This is a genomic window from Aquabacter cavernae, from assembly GCF_003993795.1.
In the GTDB taxonomy this organism is placed as follows: domain Bacteria; phylum Pseudomonadota; class Alphaproteobacteria; order Rhizobiales; family Xanthobacteraceae; genus Aquabacter; species Aquabacter cavernae.
This window is the reverse complement of sequence record NZ_RWKV01000016.1, coordinates 403,758-430,156: the sequence shown is the minus strand read 5'-3', so window position 1 is coordinate 430,156 and position 26,399 is coordinate 403,758. Positions and strand designations below refer to the sequence as shown.

At 64.4% G+C, this 26,399-nt stretch carries 23 protein-coding genes and 1 pseudogene; 8 read left to right on the top strand and 16 right to left on the bottom strand.

Features of this window, described 5'->3' with window-relative positions; genetic code table 11:
- The first annotated feature begins 171 nt into the window (after positions 1-171).
- Both EJJ38_RS17680 and EJJ38_RS17675 read left to right on the top strand, forming a co-directional pair.
- Positions 172-1,029, top strand: a complete 858-nt coding sequence (locus tag EJJ38_RS17680; protein WP_164738559.1) for an IclR family transcriptional regulator — start codon at positions 172-174, stop codon at positions 1,027-1,029.
- 31 nt (positions 1,030-1,060) lie between these two features.
- Positions 1,061-1,447, top strand: a complete 387-nt coding sequence (locus tag EJJ38_RS17675) for a pyridoxal-phosphate dependent enzyme (RefSeq protein WP_127091625.1) — start codon at positions 1,061-1,063, stop codon at positions 1,445-1,447.
- Between the two features lie 53 nt (positions 1,448-1,500).
- Here EJJ38_RS17675 and EJJ38_RS17670 read toward each other — a convergent pair.
- The 5 genes and pseudogenes from EJJ38_RS17670 to EJJ38_RS17650 form a co-directional block, all read right to left on the bottom strand.
- Positions 1,501-1,772 (bottom strand): annotated as a pseudogene (locus tag EJJ38_RS17670) (DUF4172 domain-containing protein); the annotation flags it as partial.
- A 205-nt stretch (positions 1,773-1,977) separates the two neighbouring features.
- On the bottom strand, positions 1,978-2,355 hold the full coding sequence (locus EJJ38_RS17665; RefSeq protein ID WP_127091623.1) for a hypothetical protein: 378 nt from the start codon (positions 2,353-2,355) through the stop codon (positions 1,978-1,980).
- Positions 2,356-2,458: 103 nt separating this feature from the next.
- Positions 2,459-2,893 (bottom strand): hypothetical protein, encoded by a 435-nt coding sequence (locus EJJ38_RS17660; RefSeq protein ID WP_127091621.1) that lies wholly within the window; start codon positions 2,891-2,893, stop codon positions 2,459-2,461.
- Entirely contained in the window at positions 2,890-3,507 is a 618-nt protein-coding gene (locus EJJ38_RS17655) for a hypothetical protein (protein WP_127091619.1), read from the bottom strand. The genes EJJ38_RS17660 and EJJ38_RS17655 overlap by 4 nt, the downstream gene beginning before the upstream one ends.
- 14 nt (positions 3,508-3,521) lie before the next feature.
- The gene (locus EJJ38_RS17650) at positions 3,522-4,922 is read right to left on the bottom strand and encodes a hypothetical protein (protein WP_127091617.1); all 1,401 of its coding nucleotides are present in this window, start codon (positions 4,920-4,922) and stop codon (positions 3,522-3,524) included.
- A gap of 74 nt (positions 4,923-4,996) precedes the next feature.
- Between EJJ38_RS17650 and EJJ38_RS17645 the strand changes: the two genes are divergently transcribed.
- On the top strand, positions 4,997-5,266 hold the full coding sequence (locus tag EJJ38_RS17645; RefSeq protein WP_338021894.1) for a helix-turn-helix domain-containing protein: 270 nt from the start codon (positions 4,997-4,999) through the stop codon (positions 5,264-5,266).
- Positions 5,267-5,281: 15 nt separating this feature from the next.
- Here the strand turns inward: EJJ38_RS17645 and EJJ38_RS17640 are convergent, their stop codons facing one another.
- The gene (locus tag EJJ38_RS17640; RefSeq protein WP_127091615.1) at positions 5,282-5,668 is read right to left on the bottom strand and encodes a hypothetical protein; all 387 of its coding nucleotides are present in this window, start codon (positions 5,666-5,668) and stop codon (positions 5,282-5,284) included.
- A 60-nt stretch (positions 5,669-5,728) separates the two neighbouring features.
- Positions 5,729-6,136, bottom strand: coding sequence for a tudor domain-containing protein (locus tag EJJ38_RS17635; protein WP_127091613.1), 408 nt, complete (start codon positions 6,134-6,136; stop codon positions 5,729-5,731).
- Positions 6,137-6,631: 495 nt separating this feature from the next.
- Between EJJ38_RS17635 and EJJ38_RS20915 the strand changes: the two genes are divergently transcribed.
- The 3 genes from EJJ38_RS20915 to EJJ38_RS17620 all read left to right on the top strand — a co-directional run bounded on the left by EJJ38_RS20915 (position 6,632) and on the right by EJJ38_RS17620 (position 9,645).
- Positions 6,632-6,922, top strand: coding sequence for a short-chain fatty acyl-CoA regulator family protein (locus tag EJJ38_RS20915; RefSeq protein ID WP_420836893.1), 291 nt, complete (start codon positions 6,632-6,634; stop codon positions 6,920-6,922).
- A complete protein-coding gene (locus EJJ38_RS17625; RefSeq protein WP_127091611.1) occupies positions 6,919-7,305 on the top strand; it encodes a hypothetical protein in 387 nt (128 codons plus the stop codon). The genes EJJ38_RS20915 and EJJ38_RS17625 overlap by 4 nt, the downstream gene beginning before the upstream one ends.
- Positions 7,306-7,413: 108 nt before the next feature.
- Positions 7,414-9,645 carry a TonB-dependent receptor gene (locus tag EJJ38_RS17620; protein ID WP_205666208.1) on the top strand — a complete coding sequence of 744 codons (2,232 nt, stop codon included), beginning with the start codon at positions 7,414-7,416 and terminating at the stop codon, positions 9,643-9,645.
- 386 nt (positions 9,646-10,031) lie between these two features.
- Here the strand turns inward: EJJ38_RS17620 and EJJ38_RS17615 are convergent, their stop codons facing one another.
- The gene (locus EJJ38_RS17615) at positions 10,032-11,732 is read right to left on the bottom strand and encodes an aspartate:alanine exchanger family transporter (protein ID WP_127091609.1); all 1,701 of its coding nucleotides are present in this window, start codon (positions 11,730-11,732) and stop codon (positions 10,032-10,034) included.
- Positions 11,733-11,750: 18 nt separating this feature from the next.
- Entirely contained in the window at positions 11,751-14,444 is a 2,694-nt protein-coding gene (locus EJJ38_RS17610) for an aminotransferase class I/II-fold pyridoxal phosphate-dependent enzyme (protein ID WP_127091607.1), read from the bottom strand.
- Positions 14,445-14,788: 344 nt separating this feature from the next.
- On the opposite strand from EJJ38_RS17610, the gene EJJ38_RS17605 reads away from it, so the two are divergent.
- Positions 14,789-15,220, top strand: coding sequence for an FUSC family protein (locus EJJ38_RS17605; RefSeq protein ID WP_164738558.1), 432 nt, complete (start codon positions 14,789-14,791; stop codon positions 15,218-15,220).
- A 6-nt stretch (positions 15,221-15,226) separates the two neighbouring features.
- On the opposite strand, the gene EJJ38_RS17600 is transcribed toward EJJ38_RS17605, so the two are convergent.
- Positions 15,227-16,147, bottom strand: coding sequence for an AraC family transcriptional regulator (locus EJJ38_RS17600; RefSeq protein ID WP_164738557.1), 921 nt, complete (start codon positions 16,145-16,147; stop codon positions 15,227-15,229).
- 352 nt (positions 16,148-16,499) lie between these two features.
- Between EJJ38_RS17600 and EJJ38_RS17595 the strand changes: the two genes are divergently transcribed.
- The gene (locus EJJ38_RS17595; RefSeq protein WP_127091601.1) at positions 16,500-16,712 is read left to right on the top strand and encodes a hypothetical protein; all 213 of its coding nucleotides are present in this window, start codon (positions 16,500-16,502) and stop codon (positions 16,710-16,712) included.
- A 360-nt stretch (positions 16,713-17,072) separates the two neighbouring features.
- On the opposite strand, the gene EJJ38_RS17590 is transcribed toward EJJ38_RS17595, so the two are convergent.
- From EJJ38_RS17590 to EJJ38_RS17570, 6 genes are all read right to left on the bottom strand, one after another.
- Positions 17,073-17,282: a cold-shock protein gene (locus tag EJJ38_RS17590; protein ID WP_127091599.1), complete on the bottom strand. Its 210-nt coding sequence runs from the start codon at positions 17,280-17,282 to the stop codon at positions 17,073-17,075.
- Positions 17,283-17,458: 176 nt separating this feature from the next.
- The gene (locus EJJ38_RS17585) at positions 17,459-17,656 is read right to left on the bottom strand and encodes a hypothetical protein (RefSeq protein ID WP_127091597.1); all 198 of its coding nucleotides are present in this window, start codon (positions 17,654-17,656) and stop codon (positions 17,459-17,461) included.
- Between the two features lie 69 nt (positions 17,657-17,725).
- Positions 17,726-17,947 carry a hypothetical protein gene (locus EJJ38_RS20510; RefSeq protein ID WP_205666207.1) on the bottom strand — a complete coding sequence of 74 codons (222 nt, stop codon included), beginning with the start codon at positions 17,945-17,947 and terminating at the stop codon, positions 17,726-17,728.
- A gap of 266 nt (positions 17,948-18,213) precedes the next feature.
- Complete coding sequence (locus EJJ38_RS20830; RefSeq protein WP_274704741.1) at positions 18,214-18,342, bottom strand: hypothetical protein; 129 nt, start codon at positions 18,340-18,342, stop codon at positions 18,214-18,216.
- A gap of 37 nt (positions 18,343-18,379) precedes the next feature.
- Entirely contained in the window at positions 18,380-18,637 is a 258-nt protein-coding gene (rpsU, locus tag EJJ38_RS17575; RefSeq protein ID WP_127091594.1) for a 30S ribosomal protein S21, read from the bottom strand.
- Between the two features lie 255 nt (positions 18,638-18,892).
- Positions 18,893-26,170, bottom strand: a complete 7,278-nt coding sequence (locus EJJ38_RS17570) for an autotransporter outer membrane beta-barrel domain-containing protein (RefSeq protein ID WP_127091592.1) — start codon at positions 26,168-26,170, stop codon at positions 18,893-18,895.
- Positions 26,171-26,399: the final 229 nt, after the last annotated feature.

Here is a 26,399-nt window from a genome sequence, read left to right as displayed (position 1 = left end):
GTCCTCTCCTCGGACCGCGTGTACCGCGGAAGATTTCCTTTTAATTCGCTATGCAAATATATATATTGCTTAGCGAATATTTATGTCATGCTTGATGGTGCAGCACAAGTGGAGGTCATGGTGAGCACGCAGGATGGAGCCCCCCGTCGCCGTGGACGGCCGCCTTTGCCCTTGGCCACGCACCCTGTCGGGGGCGAGGCCCAAGGCGCGGCTGGCGCGGCGGCGGATGAGGCAGGGGAGAGCGGCAAGGACCGGCAGTTCGTGACGGCGCTGGCGCGGGGCGTGATGATTCTTCAGTGCTTCAGCGTGAACCGTCCGGAGCTGAGCGGCTCACAGATCGCCAAGATCACCGGCCTGCCGCAGCCCACCGTCTGGCGGCTGTGCCATACCCTGCTGGAACTGGGTATGCTGACCATGGTGGCCAACGAGCGCATGCGCCCGGGCCTCGCGGTGCTGCGGCTGGGATATAGCGCCCTGTCGGGAATGAGCGTGATCGATCTCGCCCGCCCCTACATGCAGGAACTCGCCTCCAAATACGGCGCGGCCTGCGGCATCGGCGTGCGCGACGGCCTCGACATGGTGTTCGTCGAGCGGTGCGAGGGCCAGAACCAACTCCTCATGAATTTGCGCGTCGGCTCCACCGTCCCGCTCGCCACGTCCGCTTTGGGCTGGGCCTTCATCGCGGGCCATGGGCCAGATGGGCGGGCGCGCATCCTGAACGAGCTCACCGCGCAGGATGAAGCGCGGTTCAGTACGGCGCGGGCCTGCCTCGAAGAGGCCCTGCTGGATTATGGGCGCACCGGCTTCGTGCTGAATATCGGCGTCTACCACAAGGCCTATAACACGGTGGCGGTGCCCCTCGTGATGCCCGATGGCACGGTCCCCTATGTGTTGAATTGCGGGGCCCCGGCCGCCAGCCTGTCCACGTCCGTGCTGGAAACGCAGATCGCGCCCCAACTCGCGAACCTCGCGCGGTCGCTTCAGAAATCGCTCGGCCCGCAAGCGGATCCGCCATGTGGCTCGCGTTGAAATCTCCTCTTCCATTTAACAATGGCGGCGGATGGCGGACCATGACGTGATCTCAGATCAAAGCGTGCATATGGGCGAAGGATTCACGCCTATTGTTCGCCTCGAAACATTCGGACAGACCTCAGGCCTGCCGCATCTCTATCTGAAGGACGAGCCGATCGATCCCACTTGTAGCTTCAATGCATGTGGTGCGTCCATGGCGCTCAGCCGGTATCGCGAACTCGGCGTGACCGGGTGGCTCTTCTCAGCTCTGGCAACGCTGCGGCCGCCTGATGCCTGTACGGGCAACGTGGTAGCGTCCATGTTTATTCCGCCCTGCACGATGATGGTATCCGCGCCACCGTGCTGGAATGCTTGGCATCCGGCGCAGAGATCGAATTTTTCATGGGCCGAAATCCGTCGAGCGCAACCTCGTTGAGCCTCTCAGGTGCGATAGAGATCAATCATCATTTCAGCGACGCTACGTTCCTACGACTTCACGTCGCGATTATCGGCATCGAGCCCGAGCTGCCGGCGCAGAGATGATTGGATACTGAGACGATCCAGCATTTCGCCTTCGATTGCGCTGGTCTTGACGGCCTCGTTGCTGAGGGATTCGATCCGAAGCAGATCGCGTTCTCCGTCGCTCACATGGCGGACAGCCCCGATCACCTCCCCGGATAGCAGAAGAAACTGCCGCTCCATCGCCTCGAGAGCGGCCATATCGTAGTGAAGCGTGGCCATCCGCGCTGGGCCCAGTTCCATGCCGTGAGCTATAGAACGCCTCTTTATAGCTCTTATTTTAGCAAGTCTGTGATTTATAGATAACCCTTCTATCGCTCATGAGGATCGTGGAAAATCCTTTGCGCATAAGGGCCCAACCCCCTGACGTCACCCGCCCCGGTGCGCGATAGTCAACGGGCAAGCGGCAGCTTGGCTTCAAAACAAGCCGGTGGTCGAAGGAGACACTCACATGAGCCTCCATTTGTGCTTCGCGAACTGCGTCTCAACGGCCTCTGGATGGGCGAATTTCCAGCCCTTTTCCAGCAGGTTCTTGGCCGTCAGCTCATTACCCTTGATGGCGATGAAGACGTATAGCCCAAACTGGATGAGCACACTGAATAGGTAGGTCAGCACGATCACGGCCTGCTCGCCTTTGTCCTCGGGTATCTCGGGCGCAAAGCTGAACATGAGGGGCAGGATCAGGAAAAACAGCCCCCAGTAATAGAGCTTGCGAAGGAACAGGGGCAGACCGAAGAAGCCGCTGAAAAAGAACAATGTCCAGCTCCAGCCGATCTTCACGGCCTTTAGCTCGCCGCTGTTTGGATTGTGCAGAAGAACTTTCATGATACCCCCAGGTCTTGAAATAGGGAGGGCGGCGGCCTGACTCGCCGCCTTGTGCTGCTGTGACGAGCGAGCCGCCGCAAGGCCATCGCAGCAGGCGGCCCGGTTATTTCGTCGGAAAAGCCACGAACTTGATGCACCCGCCATCGGCCCTGGCGAGCGTGTCCTTCTCGGCGAAGATGGATTGGGTCAGTTCGGCATTGTCGCCCGGGTTCACGACATCGAAGCTCGGGCGAGCAGATATGGCGAACAAGGAGGTGGCGCCCGCTGAACCGATCATCTCCACCGAAGCGACGACGCGGGAGCGACTGCGATTGGCGATGGACGCCTTGAACGTGATCTTCGAGACGCCGGAGATAAGATCGGGCGCCTCTCGGATCGAAATGTTGTTCAGCCGAATGGGACCCTCGGTTTCGAAGGCCCTCAACTGCTCCATGTTGTCGAAGCACTGCCAACCGGTGCCTGAATCCCGGCTCTGAGCACTGGCCGGCGCCACACCCGCAATGGCGGCGAAAAGAGCGACGAACGTGACACCCTTCATCGCGCCAGCCTTCCCATGATGTGGCCGAGGCCAAGCAGGATGAAGCTGCCGATGAAGGCCGTCAGGCTCATGCCCAGTTGGATGTCTGAGCGCATGGACACGACCGAGAGAATGCCGGCGAGAAAGGCCAGCACGGCCACGGCATACATGATGAAGCGCATGAAGTTCGTTCCTCCGGACATGTGCGGGATGCGGGGCATTCGGATGGCCTGCGGAGGGGCGCTGGCGGGGAGGGTTGCCTCGGCGAGAAAGGCGGCTTCGTTGAGCACGAAAGGCGCTGCCATGCTCGGTCTCTCGGAAGGAGCCTCGACGGGCGGGAGGTCCCACTGAGCCCGCGCCATGCGGGCATCCAATCCATCGGGGTCGGCAAACCGCCAGCCGCGTAGATACATCGACTTCCCAAGGCGGCGGTGTGTTATGAAGATGCTGAAGGCCGCCATAGGGGCCCAGATGATCCTGAGCATGCTGCTATACGAGGGCGGCTCGAAGAGCGTCAGCACGATCAAGCACACGGCCAGCACGGCCCACACAGCGAGCGTTGAGTGAAGCGATGAAGCCTTGACGGGCGCGTGCTTCAACGCGCCCGTCTTCGGGTTGATGAGCCAGACTTTCATGGATGTCGCGACCTCTAGCGGCTGGCTGTCTGATGGCTACCGACAGCGCTTTCGAGGACGAAGCCTTCGCGCCCTGTCTCGAGTTTCGCCGCAACCGCCTTGGTGGGCGCCTCGCCGATGGGGGTGACCGTCAGAAGGTCGCCATGGGGATAGAGAAGCGTGCCGGGCTCGAGCACCAGGCAGACGCGTCTCGCCATGAGGTCATGAAGCAGCTTGCGGCGTTGGGGGCCCGCCGGCTTCGCAAGCACGGCCTGCATCTGGCCGAGCGTCTCGCAGAAGATCGTCTTCGACAGAATACTGCACCGCTCCCCGGCAAAGCACATGGAGGGATCGCCGGGCTGGGCTTGCGCTTGGGGCTGCGCGGGCGTGGCAGGCGTGCCATTGGCGACCTGTGCGAGATGCGCCTTTAGCGTCTCACGGTCGGCAATGACCCCCTTCAGATCAGCCTTCGCGCGCGTGACCTGGTCCTCGAGAAACGCCGCCACCCGTGCGGCCGTACTTGTGGGGTCCGGATTCAAGCGGGCTCGCATCGCCGCGTTTTCGTATTCCTCTGTCTTGCCCTTCAGGTACCCTTCGGCACGCGCTACGGCGTCGTCCGCTTCTCGGAGCAGCCGAGCGGCATACGCAGCCTGTTCCCTCTCCTTCCTGGAAGCGGCATCTTCCGCTTGAAGGCGGGGGAGACGTTGAACAGCGTCGTTCTCCAATGACGTCAACCGCGCATCCACGGGGTCGTAGCCTTCGGCGTCGGCGAACTTCGAAAGCCGCAGGCTGAACGGACCGCTCTCAAGTTCGGAGAGAATATCAGCTGCGCCGGAAACCCCTTTCCGCTTCAAGAGATCGGCGCGAAACCACAGGGTTGCGAATTTCTTTAATGACGGCAAAAGTCGCGCATCTTGGATACGGTCAATCATGACCCAATCATCTCGGAACCGCTCCGGGATGTAGCGTGCCAAATCGTCGAGCTGGCGATCGGTAGAAGCAGGATCTGCGCTTGCCGCTACAAAATATAAAACCTGGGCATTGCACGTGACCTTGATGAGCCGATCCGGCATCGGATCGAGGGCATCCGGCATTTTGGCAAGTGCACGCTGGGCGTCCGTCATGGGCCCCGGCGCAAGTCTTCGCAGAAGAATGACCCCGCACTCCCCCTGAAGCTGGCGCCTCAATACGTTCGGATCGGTCACAACCGTGGCCGTTGTCGGGTTTGCCATGGCGATAGCCACGAGAGCTAACGCCACTTCATTCAATCTCGAAGCCGGAATCTCCTCGGGCAGAACGTATTGCTGCTTGAAGATCCGATCCTTGTAGCCGAACTCGAATGAAGCCTGAGCTGCGGCGGGCGGACCGCCCATCACAACCAGTGTCGTGGCGAGGCAGGCAAGGCCAGCTGCCGGCAATCCTCGAAATTCCCCCATCTGCAATGCTCCTCACCCATAACGTGCATTATAGTGCGTAGCACAAGAGTGCACAATTAGGCCGTTTCCACCCCATGGTGGATGCGCGGCAACTTGTCGGGACGAATGTCAGAAGGCTGCGGCTCGCCGCCGGGCTGTCCCAGGAGGACGTCGCCGCCCGCATGGGCGTGGACCGCGCCTATATCAGCAGCCTGGAAGCCGGCCGCCGCAATCCAACGGTGGTGACGGTCTGGCATGCGGCCGAGGCCTTGGGCGTCAGCATCAAGGCGCTGTTCGAAGAGGATGAAGACGCCCGTCCGCCGCTCACGGAGCGCAAGCGCGCGCCACGCCTCAAGCCGAAGTGACGTGGCGCGGGCTTATCACCGCCACTGCTCGAATGACGGGCCCGGGACAAAGATCGCGCCTTGCAGGCAGAACTCGATGTCGAGAAGGAGAGCCGTCATGAAGGCCTCCACCTCCGCCTCGAGTGCGCCATGTCCATCGGCGATCAACAGGGCCGCCACCCTGGCCTTCCCCCTCAGCTCATCCGGTGTGGCGGCTTCGGTCTGAGTAAGGCGCTCAAGTGCCCGGGCGCCCCGCTCGCGCAGATGCTCTGCGTGATGGGCGGCGTATCGGCCCTCCGGATCAGGATCCATCTCGTGCGCCGCCTTGAGCGCGGCGATTGACTGGGCATAGATCAGGCAATCGCGAACAATCGTACTCGCCGGCCGCCAACCCGCGCGACGGCGCCTTTGCGTCCTGCTCATGGATGTCCTCCGCATGCGAGACATGAGAGAGAGGCGCCGCAAAGCGGCGCCTCCTTCGGCTCAGTCCTTGTGAGCGGGGTGCATGAGGCTCAGCGCGCTGAGCGGCTTGGTGAAGCGGCCCATGCTCTCGTAGCCGAGGAACTCGCAGGTGACGAAGTCGCCGGAACGCGAGATGACCTTGGCCGGCCACCATCCTTGAAACTCGCCATCGCTGTTGTCGGCGATGAGGACGACCTCCCCGGCGGCGACGGCCTGCCACGGCCCGTCCTGCCAGGCCGTCTTAGCCGCAGGCGCAGCCGGCACAGCGGCAGCCTTCACCTTGGCGCCACCGCCAGCGTCCGAGGCGGGCGCAGAGGCCGCCACGGCCTTCGGCTCGGCAGAGGCGACAACAGTGCCGACTTTGCCGCTGGTGGCCTTCTCCGTCGATTTGGCGGCAGCGAGAGGCGTGACGTTCGACTTGTCGTTCATAGGGGAGCTCCTTCGAGAAGGAGGCGGCGCACTCCGCCCCTATGAGAATATCATATTACCGTCTAAATGTCAATAATGCATTGAAAAACCGTGATTTTCACTTGATCGGACGCAGTTTAAACGCCTCCGTAATAGGGATGTGAAATGAGCTCCACGCAGGCGACATGATGCCTCGCGCGCGTACGCCGGCCATGTGTAGGCATTTTTGTGGGCATGCTGGCAGAATGAAAAATATTATTCATACTTTTCATTGAAATAGAACTTCAGATTGATTCCCTTCCGGGACACCAATTTTGCATCTCATCCGGCGTTGGGTTTTATTTTTCTGTTTTATTTCAATGAATTAAGCGCTTCATACCGTGCGCGGCCTGCGCCGGCGGTTCATTCGCGACCAGCGAGCAGGGAAAGAGCCACGAACTGCACCTCGGTGAAGATCGCGAACTCCTGCTCCAGCGTTGGCCGGGCGCCCAAGGCGTGCCGTTCTTCTTCATCCGCATGGACCGGGCGGGCAACATCTCGGAGTGGCAGTCCGCCACGGACATTGATGTCTCCCGGGGCGGCGGCATATGTCCCCTCTGGAACGTCTACGAGGCCTTGGCTCGGCCTGGGCGCATCCTGACCCAGGTGGCGCAGATGCCGGATGGCCGCACATATCTGTGGATCGCACGCACCGTGCATCATGCCGCCGGCCGCTTCCTCTCCTGCCTGGGACAGAATGACCACGCACCCCCCGACTGTATTTTCGCTGTGACAACAGACATAGTCCGGGCGGGGAAGGCTGGATGATCAACGCGCTGGGGTCACGCTGGAAAGGAGTGTCGGCAGTCGCCTGGGCGATTGCGTATGCGCTCGTCTTTCAGCTTGTCCTGACCAGTACGCTCATCGCGAGCCAGACAGCGGCCACGGGCGCCGACCCGGCCCAGATCTGCTTCGGTGCCCTGCCCGATGCCTCTGAGCACGGGGGCGCGGACGACACGGCGCAGAAGGCGGTTCATTGCCCCCTCTGCCTTCCAAGGGCCGACGCGGCGATTCTGCCTATCCCGCCGGCCATTGCGGACATCCAGCGCCGCCAGATGGTCGTCGAGCTTCGCGGCCCCGAGGGAATCTCAGCCTCCCCGTTGAACGTGCAGCGCAAATGCCTGCCGCGAGGACCTCCAGCTTCCGTTTGACCCGTCGATGGCGCTCTGCGCCGCTTTTTCTCGACTTCGGCTTGCCGGAGGCGCGCGCGAAGGCGTGACGTCTGGCCGCGTGGCCGCGAACGGACTTGGACTCTTCCAATGCAACGGACGACGAATTCCCGACTTTACTGCTCACTGTACGCGACCACCGCCCTTGGCTGTGGGTCCTTCGCGGCCTTGGCCATGATGGCGTTAACAAACGATGCGGCCATGGCCCAGACGGCTCCTGAGCTTCCCATGGTGCTTGTCAGGCCCTCCACTCCGGAGGCCGTCGCAAGCGCTCAAGGCACCGGCTCCTTCATGCCTGCCGACGCCACCTTCATTTCCGGACCCGCGGCACAGAATGCGACGCTCTGGACCAGCGATTCCGGATCGCTCTTTTCGCGCGTTCCGGGGGGCGCGACATGGGGCGCGGGCGGCGTGTCCAGCCTGCCGGCGATCAATGGCATGGGAGCTGACCGGGTTCAGATCGCCATCAACAACATGATCTTCAGTCCGGCCTGTCCGAACGAGATGAACCCGCCCATGTCCTATGTGAACCCGGCGATGATCTCGAGCGTGAAGGTCTATCAGGGCACCGCGCCGGTGAGCGTGGGCGGCGACTATACCGGCGCGAAAGCGGACGTGACCGTGGCACCGCCCAAATTCACCCAGGGCCAGGCGCTCTCCGTTTCCGGCAGCCTTTCGGGCTTCTTCCGCAGCAACGGCACCGGATATGGCGTGGACTTCAACGGCACCGTGTCCAACGAGGATACCAGCGTGCGCTACACCGGCGGCTGGGTGCGGTCGAGCGACTATACGTCCGGCAATGGCACGGTCATCAAGTCCACCATGTACGAGACGCAGAACCACGCTCTGACCATTGCCAAGCAGGTGAACCAGAGCCTGTTCACCTTCCAGATCGGCGGGCAGTTCATTCCCTACCAAGGCTATGTCAACCAGTACATGGACATGGTCGATAACAAGAGCATCTATGCGAACGGCAGCTACGAAGGGCTGTTCGACTGGGGCAAGCTGGAAGCCTCGCTCTTCGCCAATCGCGTGCGGCACACCATGGGATTCATCCAGCCGGACAAGACCGGCGACATGCCCATGGACACCCGCAGCACCGATCTCGGCTACAAGGTCAAGGCCACGTTCGCAACGTCGCCCATCGACACGGTCCGTATCGGCAACGAGCTTTACTACAACGATCTTGACGACTGGTGGCCGCCCGTGGCCGGCTCCATGATGATGGGGCCGGATACGTTCGAGAACATCAATAACGGCCAGCGTCTGCGCTTCGGCTATTTCGGCGAGTGGGAGCGGGCCATCGATGCCCAGTGGACCGCCGTCGTGGGCCTGCGCAACGACATCGTCTGGATGAATACCGGCGACGTTCAGGGCTATAATATGATGATGTATGGGGCGAATGCCGCCGCATTCAACGACCAGAGCCACGCGCGCACCGACTTCAACATCGATGGCTCCGCCATCCTGCGCTACGAGGCCAATGCCTTCAGCCTCTATGAGCTGGGCCTGTCCCGCAAGACGCGCTCGCCCAACCTGTATGAGCGCTATGCATGGTCCACCAATGGCATGGCCATGCAGATGATCGGCTGGTTCGGCGACGGCAACGGCTATGTGGGCAATATCGACCTGGAGCCTGAAAAGGCCCACACCGTGAGCTTCACGGCCGACTGGCATGACCCGTCCCAGAAGATCTGGCACGTTCGCGTCTCGCCCTATTACAGCTACGTGCAGGACTATATCGACGCGCAGCGCTGCGCCTTGGCTGGCTGCCTTGCCAATCTGCCGAACAACCTGACCGCCGAAAACACCTTCGTCTTCCTGCAGTTCGCCAATTTCGACGCCTGGCTCTATGGCGTGAATATCGACGGAAAGCTGGCGCTCTGGGACAATCCGGGGTGGGGCCAGGGGGCATTCCGCGGGGCCCTGAACTTCGTTCGCGGGCAGCGGACGGACGGGCAGAATCTCTACCACATCATGCCCGTCAACACGACGCTGGCCCTGGACCATACGCTGGGCAACTGGAGTTCGAGCATCGAGGTCCAGTTGGTCGGCGCCAAGACCTTGGTGAACGAAGTACGGAACGAGCTGGAAACCTCGGCTTACGCCCTGCTCAACGTCCGCACCAGCTACACGGCCGGTCAACTGAAGCTGGACTTCGGGATCGATAACATCCTCGACACCCAATATGACCTGCCGCTCGGTGGCGCGAACCTCGTCAACTATCAGGTGTCGAGCATGATGGGCACGTCAGCGGCCTGGGGCTATCCAGTTGCAGGGCCCGGGCGCTCCATCAATACCCGCGCGACCATCAGCTTCTAGCGCATTTCCGAGCGAGGCGTGACGCGGTTCGCCTGAAGGAAATGCGCAAAAACAAAGAGATAGAGTGTTTCAGCGTTTCCATGAAAAGCTGAAACCCTCCAGGCGCGCCATCTGGAGAGAGCGCGAGGCGTGGCAGTGTCGCGCTCCGCACCACTGCGTGACCCCAAGTCTCACTCAGCCGGTGCCGGATCCTGGCTGTGAGCCCTGGCCGGCACGGTGAGCATGGTCGCAATGAAGAGGGCAGCGCACAGTGAGCGCCGTCAGGCTCATGCCCGGCTGGATGTGCGAGTGCTTGGACATGGCGGAGAGAATGCCGGCGAGAAAGGCCGGCCCGGTGTCCCCCGCCCCGCCGCCTGGGGAGAAGGCGGCGGGGCACGGATGCGGGCCTATTGCGCCAGGACCATCGCGAAATAGCCGAAGACGGTGAGCAGCACGCCGGAGACGGCATAAGCCACCGGAAATCCGATCCAGGGCACGTTGCTCTGGATCTCGACCGCTGCCTCACGGCAGGGACCCGAATGGCTCCGCGCGCCCGCGACGCCGCCCATGAGAACCGCCGGGTTCATCTTGAAGACGTGGTAGCCGATCATCCACACGATCACCGGGGGGATGGAGCAGGCGACGAAGCCCACGATGAAGATCTTCAGGGCAAGGACGCCGGTGAGCTGGGCCAGCAGGGAATTGCCCGCATTGATGCCGACGATGGCCACGAAGACCACGAGACCGAGATCCTCAAGGATGTTCCGGGCGGCGTTGGGCGTATTCCCGAAGAACCGGAGCCGCGAGGCCAGGGACGAGATGATGACGCCCGACACCAGCAGGCCACCGGCATTTCCAAGCCCGACCGACGCCCCGAAGGCGGGAAACTGGATGGCGCCGATGAGGAAGCCCAGGACCATCCCCACCGAGAGGGTGAACAGGTCCGTCGCCGTGCTGGGGCGCACCACCCGCCCGAACAGGGCACCGACCCGCCCCACCGCATCCTTGAGGCCCACCACCGTCACGATGTCCATGCGCTGGAGCTTGGTGTCGGACCCGATGGGTAGCGGGACGCCCCCCCGCTCCAGCTTCGTCACCTGGACCTGGTTCACGTCCGGCAGGTGCCGCATCTCCGAGCGGGTCAGCTTGAGCATGTCGCGGTTGGTCACCAGGATTTCCGCCTGGTCGAGGGGAATGTCCAGGGCCAGCCGATCGGAGACCTCGGGGCCGACGAGCCCCATCTTATCCGTCATGGTCTCGCGCCGTCCGCCCAGGGCGATGATGTCGCCGAGCGCGAGGGTGAGGTCGTCGGACAGCTCCAGACGCTGCCCGTCCCGCACCACGTTGACGACGCGGTATTCCGGGTTCTCCTCCAGCAGCATCCCCACCGTCCGGCCGGCCCAGAGGGTGTTTTCGAGCCGGTAGGCGCGGATTGCGGCGGGCATCCAGGCACTCAGGGCCGGTGTGTCGCCGCTGGCGACGCCGTGCTCCACCTCGTAGCGCTGGGCGGCCTTGCGGGCGTCCACGCCCCACCAGGTCGGCAGGTATTTGGTGATGAGGATGATGCCCACCGTGCCCCAGATATAGGTGATGCCGTAGGACAGGGCGATCATGGAGGAGACTTGCTCGGCGGTGGTGCCCGCCGCCAGCTTGACCACGCCGGAATTCACCGCCTCCTCCGCCGAGCCGATGGCCGCCGACATGGTCTGAGAGCCGGCCAGCATGCCGCCCGCGGCGCCTGCGGGAAGATCAAAGATCCGCGCGCCGGCCACCACCAGCAGCAAGCCGATCACGCAGCTCACGACGGCAAGGCCGGTGAATTTGAGGCCGTCCCCGCCCAGGCTGTTCACGAAGGACGGGCCGACGCGAAGGCCCACCCCATACATGAACAGATAGTAGAACATGGATTTCGTGAAGTTGTTCAGCTCCAGCTTCGCCCCGTAGCTGGAAGCCCAGACCGACAGGCCGCAGCCGATGATGATGGCGGAGGCCACCATGCCGAGGCCGTATCCGCCCACGGACTGCCGCCCGAGCCAGACGGCTCCCCCCACCGTGAGGAACAGGAGGATGTAGGGGTTGGCGGCGAGATAATGAAAGAAGCCGGACATGGTCGTTCTCCTCCCCGCTCAGGCGCGCGCGCCGTCCAGACGGTCCGCGCGCAGCAGCTTCAGGCCCTTGGCGGCCTCGTAGCCATGGATTTCCTTCACATCGAGCTTGCGCATGAAGTCGATGGTCTCCCGGGTCAGCACCTGTCCGGGCACCATGATCGGGAAGCCCGGGGGATAGGGGATCACGAAGTTCGCGGAGACCAGTTCCGGCCCGTCTTCGAGGCGCTGGTCGATATCCGCGCTCATCAGGGGCAGGTATTCGCACCCGGCCTCGTCATAGGCGCCGTAGAAGGCGGTGCGCATGTCGCCTTCCGGGGTCTTGTCGCCGGCATCGGCGCGGAACGCATCGTGGAACCGGCTGAAATTCGGCAGGTCCGGCACATCGTCCATCAGGGAGCGCACGCGCGCGGCGAAGGCGTCGTTCACGCCCGCGCCGCCGGTCTTGAGCCGCGCGTCGATCTCCCCGGCAATCTCCGCCAGGACCCGGATGAGATGAGCGATGTCGCTGCGGGTATTGTTGATGTTCGACTGGAACAGCACGGAGTTTCGGGAGGTCTTGTTGACCTGGATATTGTAGCGGTTCGCGAGAATTCCCTTGAACTGCGTGCCGTCGAAGCCGGCCGTCCCGCATACGAGGGTCATGCGGGTCGGGTCGAGATAGAAGTCGTCCTCGCGCATGGCGCGGGCGATGTCGCCCCAGGTCACGCCTTCCGAGAGGAAATCCGTGAAGCCCGACTGCCTGAACTCGGACGGTATGAGGTCGTCCGCGCCCAGGATGCGGAAATAGCGGGAGATCAGGGGATGCCGGTTGACCGCGATCCGGATCTTCAGGGCGATGGAAATGGCGTTCGTCACCAGCCCATAGCCCTCCAGCTCCATCTGGCGTCGCGCCACGTCGAGGCTGGCGATCAGTTGCTGGTTCGGGCTGGTGGAGGCGTGGGTAAACACCGCCTCGTGGAACTGGCTCTCCACATGGGCGAAATCCACGTCACGGACCAGGACCATGGAGCCCTGCCGGATGGCGGACATGGATTTGTGGGTGGAATTGGTCTGGTACACGCGAAGCCGGATCTGGCGCGGATCGGGAATGAGGCGCGTCTCCATGAGCGTCTCGTCCGAGGGCGAGCCGCCGAGGTCCTGCTGCTGGCGCTCATAAGCCTCGATGGATGCCGGCTCTCGCATCCACGCCTCGATGGCAGTAGCCGCGCCCATGGCCGTGCGCGGCCGCAGGAAAGGAGACCAATGGGCGAAGCCGGACCACGCCTCGTCCCACAGGAAGATCAGGTCCGGCTTGATGGCGAGGCATTCCTCCATCACCCGCCGGGTGTTGTACATGTGGCCGTCGAATGTGCAGTTGGTGAGGTCCAGCAGCCGCAGCCGGTCGAGGCGGCCCTCGGCGCGCAGCGCGAGCATGGCCCGCTTGATCTCGGACAGCGGGACCGCGCCATACATGGAATAGCGCGTGAGCGGATACGCCTCCACATAGATGGGCTGGCCGCCGCTCAAGACCATGCCGTAATGGTGGGACTTGTGGCAGTTGCGATCGATGATCGCGATGTCGCCGGGCTTGATCAGCGCCTGGACCACCATCTTGTTGCTGGTGGACGTGCCGTTGGTGACGAAGAAGACATGATCGGCGCCGAACGCTCGGGCCGCGTATTCCTGGGCCTTCTTGATGTTGCCCGTGGGCTCCAGGAGGCTGTCGAGCCCGCCCGTGGTCGCGCTGCTTTCCGCGAGGAACAGGTTGATCCCATAGAATTCGGCCATGTCGCCGATCCATTCGGACCGGAAGACCGATTTCCCGCGCGCGATCGGCAAGGCGTGGAAGGTCCCGACGGGCCGCTCTGCATAGCGTTTCAGATTGTCGAAGAAAGGCGTCTCGTAGCGCGCCGCGATGCCCTCCAGGATGGACAGATGCAGTTCGAGCGGCTCCTCCACGGCGTAAAAGATCCGCCGGGCGACACTGCTCTGCTGCATTCCGGCCAGCGCTTCGACGTTGCGGTCGGACAGCACATAGATGTCCAGCTCGGGACGAATGGCCTTGAGCACATCGGCGAGGTCAATGCCGGATGCCTGGCCACCGGAATAGTTCAGGATCGGATCCAGCAGCGAGCGCAGGACGGGCGTGTCGTGGCGCGAGCGGTACGGCATGTCGTCGATGGTGACCACCGCCGCGATGCGGGGATTGGCCACCGCCGCGCACACCGCATCCTCGAACGAGGCGACGAACAGGGCGTCGTACACGAACAGGTCCTCCTTGCGGCGCAGGCGCCGAACCTCCTCGACCATCGCGGGCCAGCGGGTGGACGGCTGGGCGGTGACGAACAGGGTCTCGAAGGAGGGGCGCTTCTGGCCTGTGTCGCCCCTGGTGAAGGGCAGCAGGTCCTCCGCCTCACCGGCGGCTTCCGCCAGCGCCTCGCCGCGCTCGTGCCCGGAGATGATGGCATCGGACAGCGAACGCACCAGCTTCATGGTGCCCAGTGTGTCCCCCGCCGCGATGAGCTGGTGGAGCCGCGCCATGGCGCCAACGCCGGGAAACGCATGGAATTCCTCGATGACCTCGAACGCCGCCAGTGCGCTCTTCACGTCATTCGCCGTGGCCTCGCCCCGATGCCAGGCTTCGATCACGGTCAGCGCACCGCGCCAATGGTCCGGCCGGACGGAGTGAAGGAGAAAGAAGGCGTCGATCTGCGGCCCCGCCTGATCAGGCATGGCATCTCTCCCTCGAACTGATTGATTTTATACATCAGAAATCGTCCGCGCCGGCATTGTGATTGCCGGCGACACGAGACATTCAGGCATTCGATATTGATCATCATCGATCCCGCGCTGCTTGATATTTTGCGACATCGATTCTTGAACGGGGCGATCTGATTTATTGTCGCGAAATGTCAAGCATCGTGGATTGATTACATGTTCGATTTCGCGAGATCGGCCGCCTTCGCGTACCCGAAGACAATGATGCGCCCAACCTCATGCCGGATACTCAGATATCCGAACGGGCATCATCCATGGGAAACGCCATTACAGGACTTCAGCTCGCATTACGGGTCGCCGTGGCCGCGCTGATTACGCTGCCCTTGGCGAAAGCCCTGAATTTCGACCATCCGGTCTATGCCTTCATTGCGTCGATCATCGTGACGGACCTGTCGCCCCGCATCTCCCGGCGGCTGGGCCTTGTCCGCGTGGCCGCCACCATGGTGGGAACCGCGGTGGGCGCCGCGCTCGGCACCATGTTCCCCGCCCATCTGGCAACGCTGGGCCTCGGGATCTTCCTGTCCATGGTCTGCTGCCAGCTTGCCCGCATCGGTGAGGGCGCGAAGGTGGCGGGCTATATTTCCGGCCTTATCCTCGTGGGTCACATGGGCGGGTCGTGGGACTACGCGATCAATCGTTTCCTGGAGACGCTGCTGGGCGTGGGGGTCGCGTGGAGCGTCAGCCTCGTGCCGCGCCTGATCCGCTTTGACCGCCTGGACCCCGCTCCGTGAGCGCGCTCACCGTCCTTCCGTCATCTCTGGCGCCCGGCGTGAGGCCGGCTCGCGGGCCGGGTGGCTCGCCCGCCAGTTGGATGGGCAGGTGCCGGCCCAGCGGGTGAAGGCGCGGGTGAGAACCGAAACGTCGGAATAGCCGAGCGACAAGGCCATGTTGGTCAGGTCGATATCGGTATCCCGCAGCAGCCGCTTGGCCATTCCAAAACGGACGCCGTCGCAGAGCAGCCGGAAGCTGGTCTGCGCGTGCTCCAATTGCCGCTGCAACGTCCGGCATCCCATGTTGAGGACAGTGGCGACCCGGGCAGCGGACGGGGATTCGCCCAGGGCGATCTTGAGGGCGAGTTCACGCGCGACGAGATCCCCGAGCGGGGCAGGGTCCGTGGCCCAGTCCGCTCCCACCCCGTCCTTCCGGCCGACCCGTAGCTTGGTGGGCGCCTGAAGGGCGGCCGCGTTCACATGGATGGTCGCGACGCTGGCGTTAAAGGCGACGGGGCAGGCGAAGGCGCGCCTGTAAGCGCGCGCATCCCGCGGCGCACGGCGCGGAAGCTCCACCAGTTCGGGCGTGAATTCCGGGCCAAGCAGCTTGCAGAGGATTCGGCAGGCCATGGCGATCTCGAAATCGGCGGCGACCGCCCCGCTCTCCATGGCATTGTCGGTAATGACATAATTGACACGCACGGTTCCAGGCGCCCACCCCAGAATGATCTGGCCGTGCTGGTTGAGGTCAAGGGTGCCGCGCGCATCCGCCAGAGCCGCGCTCAGGACGGTCCAGGTGGGTGTGTCGGCCGGGGAGGGGTGAAGCTCCGGGAGCGGCCAGATTTGGGCCAGCAGGATGCCCAGATGGGCGCTTCCGGAAAACTCCGCGCAGGCGGACAGCAAAGCGAGGGCTGACGGATAGCGCCGCATCACGCCGTTAAGGTCCATGTCCCCGCCGTCGGGATGCAGAAGCGCCACGAAACACGGCGCGAGCAACTCGAGCCTGGGCATGAGCGAGGTGTAGGCCTGTTCGGACGTGCCCCTTGGAGGGCAATGACTTGTGCGCGTCGAATCCATTTCCGCCCCCGGAAACGCTCATTTCGCACTCGCATCGAATGGAGAGAGCCATCTCTCCTTTTCGTGCAGCCACATTCATGTTCCGATGTGATCACGCAATGTAATCATCACGAAATAAATATTTCAACACTCATTATAATACCTAACGATAATTCGCGGGAAGCGAATTAATGTAAGTTGTGCTTACAATAAGCTTCTCGAAGAGTGAGCTCATTTTCAAGGTGTGGAGAAGCCGGAGGGGATCATCAATGTCGCGGCAGAGGGGCGCGATGCGCCGAAGGCCATCTTACTTCGCGCGATGCTTTCGGATGCCAAAAAGCGCCAAGCTTCTCATGTGAGGTTCGCCCTCGATCAGGCGTCGGAAGCGACGTTCGGACGCGCCGCCAAGGCGGAGGTCGATCTCGCGAGTGACGATCTCGCGACTTCGCATCGTTGACGTAGATGGGTTTCAAGCCGGCGCGAATGGCTTCAGAGGCGTTCCCTGCGGTCGGCCCGGCTATCTCGTCGGGAAAGTCACAACCGTGATGCACCCCCCGACCCACATTGGAGAGGGTGTCCTTCCCTGCGGAAATGGATTGGGCGCGCTCGGCAGTGTCGCCGGGATCCACCGCATCGAAGCGGAGGGGCGGGCAGGGCGCGCAAGGATGTCGGTCCAGCAGAGCCGACTTATTTTAAGCCAAAGGGCTGTCCCTTTCACAAAAACAGGCTCCGCCTCGGCGAGGCGGAGCCTGATACTTTCGCCTTCAGGGCGCTTCATGCCATTCCCGATACATCCACGGTCAATGGCATGGGTTTGTCACGCAGCCTGAAGGTTTCCTGCGGAACTCTTTCCGGAGCGCTCGTCACGAACAAGCTCGAACTGCACCTTCTGCCCTTCGGAAAGCGTCGCCATTCCGGCTTTCTCGACGGCCGAGATGTGCACAAACACATCCGCCCCGCCATCCTCGGGCTGAATGAAGCCAAAGCCCTTGGTGGCATTGAACCATTTCACGGTACCGACACTCATCACTGTTTCCCTTCAATCGCACAGATTTGATTTCTGAAAATTTCAGAAGAGTTGGAAATATATATTGAATAAAAATCGCCACACGCACGTTCGTGTTAATTGAAACTGCCATTCAATATCATGCATTCCCCGTGGGAGGGGTGCTCTTGATGTGAAGGCAGGTGTGGCTATTTAAATTATTTTAAATTTTCGACAACCCGGCGAAGTTGCGATTCCCGGGCCACACGCTCAAATGCCTCGTGCTCGCCCTTGAGCCGGTAGCTCGGCTCGTCTCTCTCGGACGGCAGCTCACGAATAATTCGAAACTGTCCAGGCGGTGAGCCGAAGCCAGCAACAAATTCGACGCGACCGTCGATCTTGAATTTTGCACTCATAGTTTATTCTACCACACTTCGTAAGTGGAGAGGTTTTATTTTTATGAAAGAACATTTTTATTTTCGAGTTCATCCCGTTGGGAAGCCCGCATCATGATAGCGTGCGATCAGCTTCGGCACCGAAGCCGGAGGAACCGGAATGAAAATCGCGAGCGCGCTGGTCTGCTTTCTCTGTGCATGTCCGTCCTCGGCCTTTGCGCTGTCTGAGGACATGACGCTCGATTTCACATGGATCGGGACAAGTCTCTGCGCTTCGCAATCGAGCAGCCCTAGGTTCCAGGTGGAGAACATGCCGAGCGGAACCACCCAATTGCGGTTCGTGCTCACCAATACGGATGGCAGTGAGTTAGGAGGCGCGGACGTGCCGGCCCCCCTTCTCGGGCTGATTCCTCGCGGTGCGGTCTCATTCCGATCCCCGTGCGTCGGGGGGATGTATACATGGACCGTGGATGCGATGGACGCCAAGGGCAGGGCCTTGGCCAGCGCCAGGCTCACGCGCCCATTCTATTGACAGGCTGAACCAAACCGGAGCGCGCCCGGCCCTGCTGCGGTGTCGGCTATTTTTTCTTCGATGCCTCTCCGCCAATCGCAATGCCTTTCGTCAGCGCTGACGTCGGCGCAGGGGCAAGCTTGACCTTCTTCGGCTTCTTGACCTCGCGATTGCTTCGTTTCTGACCTTTTGCCATGCGACAGCTCCTGTCATTTCCAGTGTCGGGAAAGGATCTATCTCGGCATGGAGGGGGAGCGATCCGCTCTCGGCTTCCTGGGCTTCATCGGGATCAGGCCTTCACGCTGGGCAACTTTGCGCGCCGCTTTGCGCGCCCGTCGCACCGCCTCAGCCTTTTCGCGGACCCGACGCTCCGACGGCTTTTCGTAGGCTTTCCGCTGCTTCATTTCGCGGAAAATGCCTTCTCTCTGCATTCTTTTCTTGAGGACCTTCAGAGCCTGTTCAATATTGTTGTCCCGAACCAAGATCTGCAAATTATTTCCAGTCGATATTCGTCATTCATGACGCCGCGATCTTTGTTCAGATCCCGCGCGAGAACGGAACCTGTTTGTAGCATGGTTTTGACCGTCGCCGGATAATTCTTGAAAGCGCGCATGAAGCACGGCGGCCGGTTCGATGCCTCTCCGGCGGTGTGCCTTGATGGTCACCGGCATCGCGAAGCACACGAATATCCCGCCGGTGGTCTGGCTGGTCGAGGGCGCATCAAGCCGTGCCGATCGAGCTTTGCTTCAAAACCGATAGTTCAGCCGCAATTGGGCGCCGTAGGCGGCCTGGGTTTCGGACAGCAAGGCGGAGACGTCCGCGCTCAGGGACAGATCCTGCGCCAGCGATACGCCGATCCCGGCCCCAAGATCGGCGAACAGGTTGCTCTGGCTGTTCTGGATGGTGAAGGAGGGGCCGAACGTCCCGGTCCCGGCGAGTGACGCGGTCAGAACGGGATCGTCGCCGAACAAGGCCAGCACGCCGGCCCGCAGCTTGAGGCTGGCGGCATAGCCCGACAGGTTCACCGTTCCGCCGAAATTCACGAACGGATTGACGCTCACGGTGGTCTGGTTGAGCGCCGAGAGGGAGGCGTTGAAGTCGCCCGCCCCGCTCTCGGTAAAAGCGTTCTGGCGCAGCCAGGTGATGCCGATGTCTGCGACCGGCTCCAGGAACAGGGTGCCCATATCGAACCGGCGGCTCACACGGGCATGGCTCGCCACGTAGCCGCCATCCTGGTCGCTGTCGGCGATCAGATAGGCGCCGAAGCCATTCAGCGCGCGATCGAGATTGGAGGAATAGATGCCGCCCTCCAGCGAGCCGGACAGGGTGAAGGCGCCGAAATCGTGCTTCAGCATCAGGCCGCCGAAATAGCGGGTGACATCGGCACTGCCCGCCACGTCCATATCCACGGAGCCGGTCTCCCAGGCGCCCGCGATGCCCAGAAGGGTGCCGGGCGCCACCGTGAACTGCGCGCCGGCGGACATGCCGAACATGTTCTCCCGGTAGGAGGGGCCGGCCTTGTCCTGGTTGGTGTCCAGCACCCGCCCATACATGCGTGCCCAGGCGCACGCGCCGTCCTCGCCCACCCGCACGACGCTCTCGGCCCGGCTCCGGTCACAGCTGTGCAGCTCGTTGGAGAACATCAGGGCCGACAGGAAGGTGGCGTCGGGCACTGCGAACGCCTCGTCCGCGATGTAATTGTCGTAGACCGTCAGAAGCGTGTTGCCGTCCGGCACGTTCAGCACGAGGCCGCTCAGGCTGCTGACGAAACTCTGGGCGCCCGGCGCCGTGTTCTGGAAGATGAGGCCGTCCATATAGGTGCCGAAGGCATCGTGGTTCGCATTCACCCGGCCCAAGGCGGAGGTGGGGAAGGTGGCGGCGATGGGCCCGGACCAGGGCGTCGTGTCGATGACGTAGGACAGGGCCAGAATCGTCTCTCCGGGCTGCACGCCGGAACGGACCGACAGGCCGTATTGCACGGTCGCGCTGTTGGAGACGGACAGGAGCGAGGTGTCGAACGCCTGGGCGCTCTGCAGGATGTTCGCCGTGCCGGAGCGCAGCGCATTGCCGGGATTGGACACCACCACATAAGGCGCGATGGTGCCCTCCACATATGTGATCCCCGGTGTGGTCCCATATCCGGTGGCGAGGGTGAGTCTATCGCTCGCCACCGTGGTCCCGCTCAGCACCCGGCTCGGATCGAAGTCCGCCTGATAGGTGCCGTTGGCGTTGAGGTTGACCGATAGGGTGGCGCTGATGGCGGTAGTAGCGAGAGTGCCGAGCCCGCCGGGCGAGATGGTCCCCTCGTTCTGGAAGTAGGAATTGGCGGCGGCGAGCGTGATCTCGGCACCTGAATTCAGCAGGCCGTAATTTGTGAAATTGTAGATGCCGAGATTGGATGTGGGGTCGGGCGGACTGCCGAGCACCGACCCGTTGATGGTGCCGAAATTATAGATGGCGAAGGTGTTGGAGGTGTTCACCCGAATGGCGTAGCCGGCCGCATTGCCGCTGGTGATGGTGCCATTATTGGTGATCGTGGAGTTTCCACCGCCTTCCGTCACGCCGATGGTCTCGGCGCCTGCGGCGCCGGTCGTCACGCTCGCGCCCTGGGCCACGGTGATGAGTACGTCGCCCGTCGCCCCGTTCTGGTAGCTGGCGCTTGAGGCAAGGATGCCGCGCCCGCCGCTGCCGGAGGCGGCGATGTCCGCATTGGCGTTGACGGTGACCGTGCCGCTCGAGTCGCCCGTGCCGATGCCGCTGGTGCTCAACGCCACGACGCCCACCGATCCCGTACCCGTGACGGCGATGGGCGCGTTCACGTTCGCCGAGATGGTGCCGCCATTGCCGCCCGCGCCCGTGCTGCCGGCGAAGGCACGCTCGGAATGACCGGACACGCCGGTGATGCCGCCCGCGCCCCCCACCGATTGCGCGATGATGCCCACGGACGCCGTGCCGCTGGTGGTGATGGCGCCGCTTGTGGTCACGCTCACATCGCCGCCATTGCCGCCCGCGCCGCCATTCGCCGTGGCGGCGAGGCCGACGCCGATATTGAGGTCGTCCCATTTGTCGGAGAAGGCGAGGCCCACGTCGCCGGCGGTGCCGCCGCCGCCGCCCACGGACTGGGCGAAGATGCCGGTGCCCGAATAGCCGGATGCGTTGATGATGGTGCCGGAATTGTTCACCGTCACGGTGCCGCCATCGCCCCCGCCCCCGCCGGTATTCCCCAGGGTGACGATGGCGGTGAGGCTGGAGGATCCCGCCCCCCCGTCACCGCCGCCGCCGCCGACCGACTGGGCGAAGATGCCCGCGCCCCCGGCCAGGAACGGCAGGATGTTGGTTACGCCGCCGGAGACGCCGGTATATTTCTGGACATAAGAGGGGTCCGGCCCCTGGATGTGGATGGTGCCCGAATTTGTCACCTCCACCGCACCGCCCTTGCCCGCGCCGCCGCCCGTGCCGCCCACCGCGATATCGATCGAGGTGAAGCTGGGCAGGAAATTGCTCGGCAGATCGGTGACCATGAGGGCCACGCTATTGGTGGTCCACGCCTCGATGCCGAGCGCGCCTTCGCCGCCATTGCCGCCGCCGCCGCCCACCGACTGCGCATAGATGCCGTGGCTGAGCTGGCCGGCAGTGGTGATGGCGCTGGTGTTATGGACCGTGACCGCCGCGCCGTTGCCTCCGGTGCCCCCGCCGCCGCCGATCTGGACGGTGGCGCTGAGGGTGACGGACACCGGCACCTTGCCGTCCTGGCCCGGCTTGGCGGCCGGGCAGATATAGTCGCCCTTCAGGCCCCAGTTACAGATGTCGCTGAGGCCGAAGGAGGTGGCCGAGGCGGTGCCGCCGTCGCCGCCGCCGCCGCCCACGGACTGGGCGAAGATACCCCGCGCCCGCGTGCCGGTGGTGGTGATGGCGCCCGCGTTTGTCACTGTCACGGCCGCTGCGTCACCGCCGCTGCCGCCGCCCCCGCCTTTGCCCACATTGGCGCTGAGGCTGACATTCCAGGCATCGTTGTCATGTGCCGTCGGCAGGGTCAAATCGACGCCGATATAGCCGGCACTGCCACCGCGCCCGCCGCCGCCGCCGACGGACTGCGCGAAGATGGCCTCCGAGCTGCCGCCGGCCGTGCTGATGGCGCCCTGGTTCGACACCGTCACCGCGCCGGCATCGCCGCCGCCCGCGCCCGCGCCGCCGACGCTCACCTGGAGCTTTTCCTGCGCCGCCGGGCCGATCTGGGTGAACACCACATAGGTGGAGCCCCCGTTGCCGCCGTCGCCGCCCGTGGAACTGGCGGAGATGCCGGGCGCGAAATGGCCGGTGGTGGTGATGGCACCGCTATTGGCGACACCGACCGTGTTGCCCGCGGAGCCGAAGCCGCCATTGCCGCCGATATCGACGCTGACATTGATGGAGCCGTTATTGCTAACATTCAGATTGCCGGCATAGACGCTGCCGCCGGTGCCGCCATTGCCGCCCACGGTCTGGGCGAGAATGCCGATGCTGCCGAAATTCTGGGTCAGGATGTCGGAGGCGTTCTCCACCTCGACCGTTCCCGCCCGCCCGCCGGCGGCCCCGCCGCCGCCGATGGCCACGGAAACGGCGCCGGACACGCCTCCGGTGGCCTGCGTCCCCACATTGAACGACACCTCGCTGGCAAAGCCGCCGGAGCCGCCCGCGCCGCCGATGCTCATGGCCACGATACCGTGAGAGGAGGAGCCGCCGGTGGTGATGGTGGTGCCGGTCGTGAGCGAGGTCACCAGCACGTCCCCGGCGATGCCGCCCACGCCGCCCGCGCCGCCCAGGGTGACGGAGACATTGCCCACATCGCCCACATTGCCGGCCATGACACCGTGCGCCCGGCCACCGCCGCCGCCCAGCGACTGCGCGAAGATGCCGGACGACAAGGGGCCTGCGGTGGCGATGCTGCCCGTATTGACGACCGTCACGTTGCCGGCCGTGCCGCCCGCGCCGCCATGGCCGCCCAGGGTGACGGTGATGTCGCCGAGGGAGGCGGCATTGGCCGCCACGGTGCTGGCGAAGCTGAAGGCCGCATCCCCGCCGAAGCCTGCGGCGGAGGAGGCGAAGATGCCGTCCGACAGCCCGCCCGCTGTGATGATGTTGCCCGATGACGTGACCGAAACCGTGCCGGAATTCCCGCCCGCGCCGCCGGAGCCGCCGAGCGTGACGTCGACATTGCCCAGCGACAGGGCCGAGGCTTCCACCACCAGCGCGCCGGTCCCGCCGGTTCCTCCCGTGGAGATGGCGGAAATGCCGACGGAAGCCCCACCTGCGGTGGAGATGGGGCCGGTGGTCGTGACGATGACGGCCCCGCCATCGCCGCCGCCGCCGCCGTTTCCGCCAATGGTCACCGCGACTTCGCCGATCTGCGCATCGCCGGTGGAGATCACCGTGCCCGCATGGCCGCCGCCGCCGCCGGTGGAATGGGCGGCGATGGCGCCGGAGGATTTCCCCGTGGTGGTGACCGCGCCGCCCGCATTCACGAGAATGGTGCCGGTGACATCGCCGCCCGCGCCGCCCGCCATGCCGACGGAGACGGCGATGTTCGCCGCGACCAGTGTGGAGTTCGAGACCACCGTGCTGGAATGGCCGCCGCCGCCGCCTGTCGCCTCGGCCACGATGCCGGAGGATTGGTTTCCGGTGGTGGAGATGGCGCCGAGGGTGGAAACGGACACACCGCCCGCAGAGCCGCCCGCGCCGCCGGTGCCCCCCACATTGTGCTGGAAATAGACGAGGCCGCCCATGTCGGCGTCGATCACGCCGCCGGCCGAACCGCCGCCGCCGCCGATGGATTGCGCGAACACGGCATCGGCGACATGGCCATGGGTGCTGACCGGCACCAGCAGATCGACCGTGATGGCCGCGCCGTCGCCGGCCGCGCCGCCGCTGCCGCCCACCGTATGGGTGTAGGAGGCGATGGCACCCACCGTCACCGCGCTGCCGCCGTCACCCCCGCCACCGCCCACCGATTGCGCGAACAGGCCGCGCGAGCGGTCTCCCTGCGTGACGATCTGGCCCTGCGCGCCGCTCGCCTGGGTCACGCCCACGGTGCCGCCGTCGCCGCCCTTGCCGCCGGTGCCGCCGATGGCCTGCACATAGACGATGCCCGTGCCGACGGAATTGGCGCCGTCGCCGCCGCCGCCGCCGATGGACTGGGCAACGAGGCCGCCCGCATCCGAACCGGAGGTAGAAATGCCGTTGGTGAAGTTCACCGAGACCGTGCCGCCCGCGCCGCCGCCGCCGCCCACACCGCCGCCGATGCAGAAGCCGGAGCCGCTGCTGACGCAGTTCGAAGCGGCGCTCGACATGGCCGAGCCGCCCCCGCCGCCCCGGCTGGCGGCGAACAGGCCGTCGGAGCCGTTGCCGGTGGTGACGATCTGAACCGCGCTGGTCACGCTCACCGCCCCGCCGGAGCCTCCGGAGCCGCCCGCCGCGCCGATCACCGTGATGCCGGTATTCCCGCCGCCACTGCCGCCGCCGCCGCCGATGCTGTCGGCATAGATGCCCCGCGAGAAGGTGCCGGAGGTCTGGATGGGCGCGCCGCCGACCGTGACGGTCACCGCGCCGGCATCGCCCCCGGCCATGTCCGCGCCGCCGAGGGTGGTGATGTTGAGGCTCTGGAGCGCCGCGCCGCCGCCGCCGCCGATGGACTGCGCCAGGATGGCGTCGGACGTGTTTCCGGTGGTGGCCAGGCCATAGGCGTTGGACGCCGGCGCCAGCGTCGCGGCAAGCGTCACGTTTCCGCCGGCGCCGTAGCTCTGGGCGCCCGCGCCGTAGGACATGTTGCCGGCACCGGAAAACCCGCCGACGGACTGGATCAGGAGCGCCGTGGAGCCCGTGCCCGCGGTCGCCGCGTTGCCGGTGAGGTAAGCGCTCACATCGCCCGCCGCGCCGCCGCCTGCGGCGGCACCGCCCGTGCCCTTCTGGCCGTAGGAATTCTGCGTCTCGCCCCCGTCGCCGCCCGCGCCGCCATAGGAGCGGGCCACCAGCACGGGAGCATTGTCGCCGCTGAGGCTGGCGGTGAGCAGGAATGCGCTGTCGGCGGTCCCGACCGTGACGCTGCCCCCCGCGCCGCCTGCGCCGCCATTGCCCCCCTTGGAGCCGGTATAGCCGGAGACCGCGCCGCCATCGCCGCCCGCCCCGCCGCGCGACTGCGCCAGCAGGCCCACGAACCCCGATCCGGTCGTGCCCGAGAGGTTGAGGCTGCCCATGACGGAAATCGCGCCGCCATTGCCGCCCGCCCCACCGGCCCCGCCCGTGGCGAGGCCCTGTCCCAAGCCGATGACGGAGACCGCCATGCCACCGTCGCCGCCATCGCCGCCGGTGGCGCTGATCGAGACGGCCGCGCCGGAGGCACCGTTGAGCGTGACCGAGGACAAAGAGAGCGCCGCGTTCAGGCCGCCGAGCATGCCGGCATTGCCGCCGGCTCCGCCCGCGCTGCCCACCACATTGTTCTGCCCCGCCGTTTCGGTGCCCGCGCCGACGCTGCCGCCCGCGCCGCCCGTGCTGGCCAGGGAGATCCCCGTCGCCCCTCCGGTGATGCTGAGCGTGCCGATGGCGGCGGTGACGCTGGCCGCCGCCCCATAGCCACCGGCCCCGCTGGCGCTGCCATGGACATTGTCATGGTCCGGTGGAATGGGCTGCGGATCGCCTGCTACGCCCGTGCCGCCGATGCTGGCGCCCCATATGGCCGCCATGCCGGTGCCGGAGACGGAAACGGACGGGGCATCGACGGTGAGGGTGACGACCCCGCCATTCCCGCCCCCGGCGGCCCCGACGGCGGACAGGACGAGGCCGGAGGCATTGGCTGTCGCGAAGCCATAGGCGCCGCCCTGAAACGACAGAGCGCCATTCGGTGCGCCATTGCCCGGAGAGCCGCCCGCATTGGAAATGACGGCGATGGACGTCCCGGAAGGGGCGATCAGGTCCGCCGTCAATGCGGAGAAGGTGGTCGTCGCGATATTGGAATAGAGGATCGGGAGCGTGGGCTCTCCGGTGCAGCTCACGCTGGAGGTGCTGGCGTCGAAAATGCAGGAGGTCGCCGCAGCCGGCGATACAAGCGCCGAAGCGCATCCGAGAACAAACCCAGTGCTGAGCCGTAACGTGACGTGCGGCAAGGACGCACCGGGTGCCCGCATTCTTTTACTCGCCTGGAAAACAAAGACATATTCCCACAAGGCCGAGCGCAAGCACGGCCGCAGGATCTGGAGCCGACCTATAAACGGTTCAATGGTA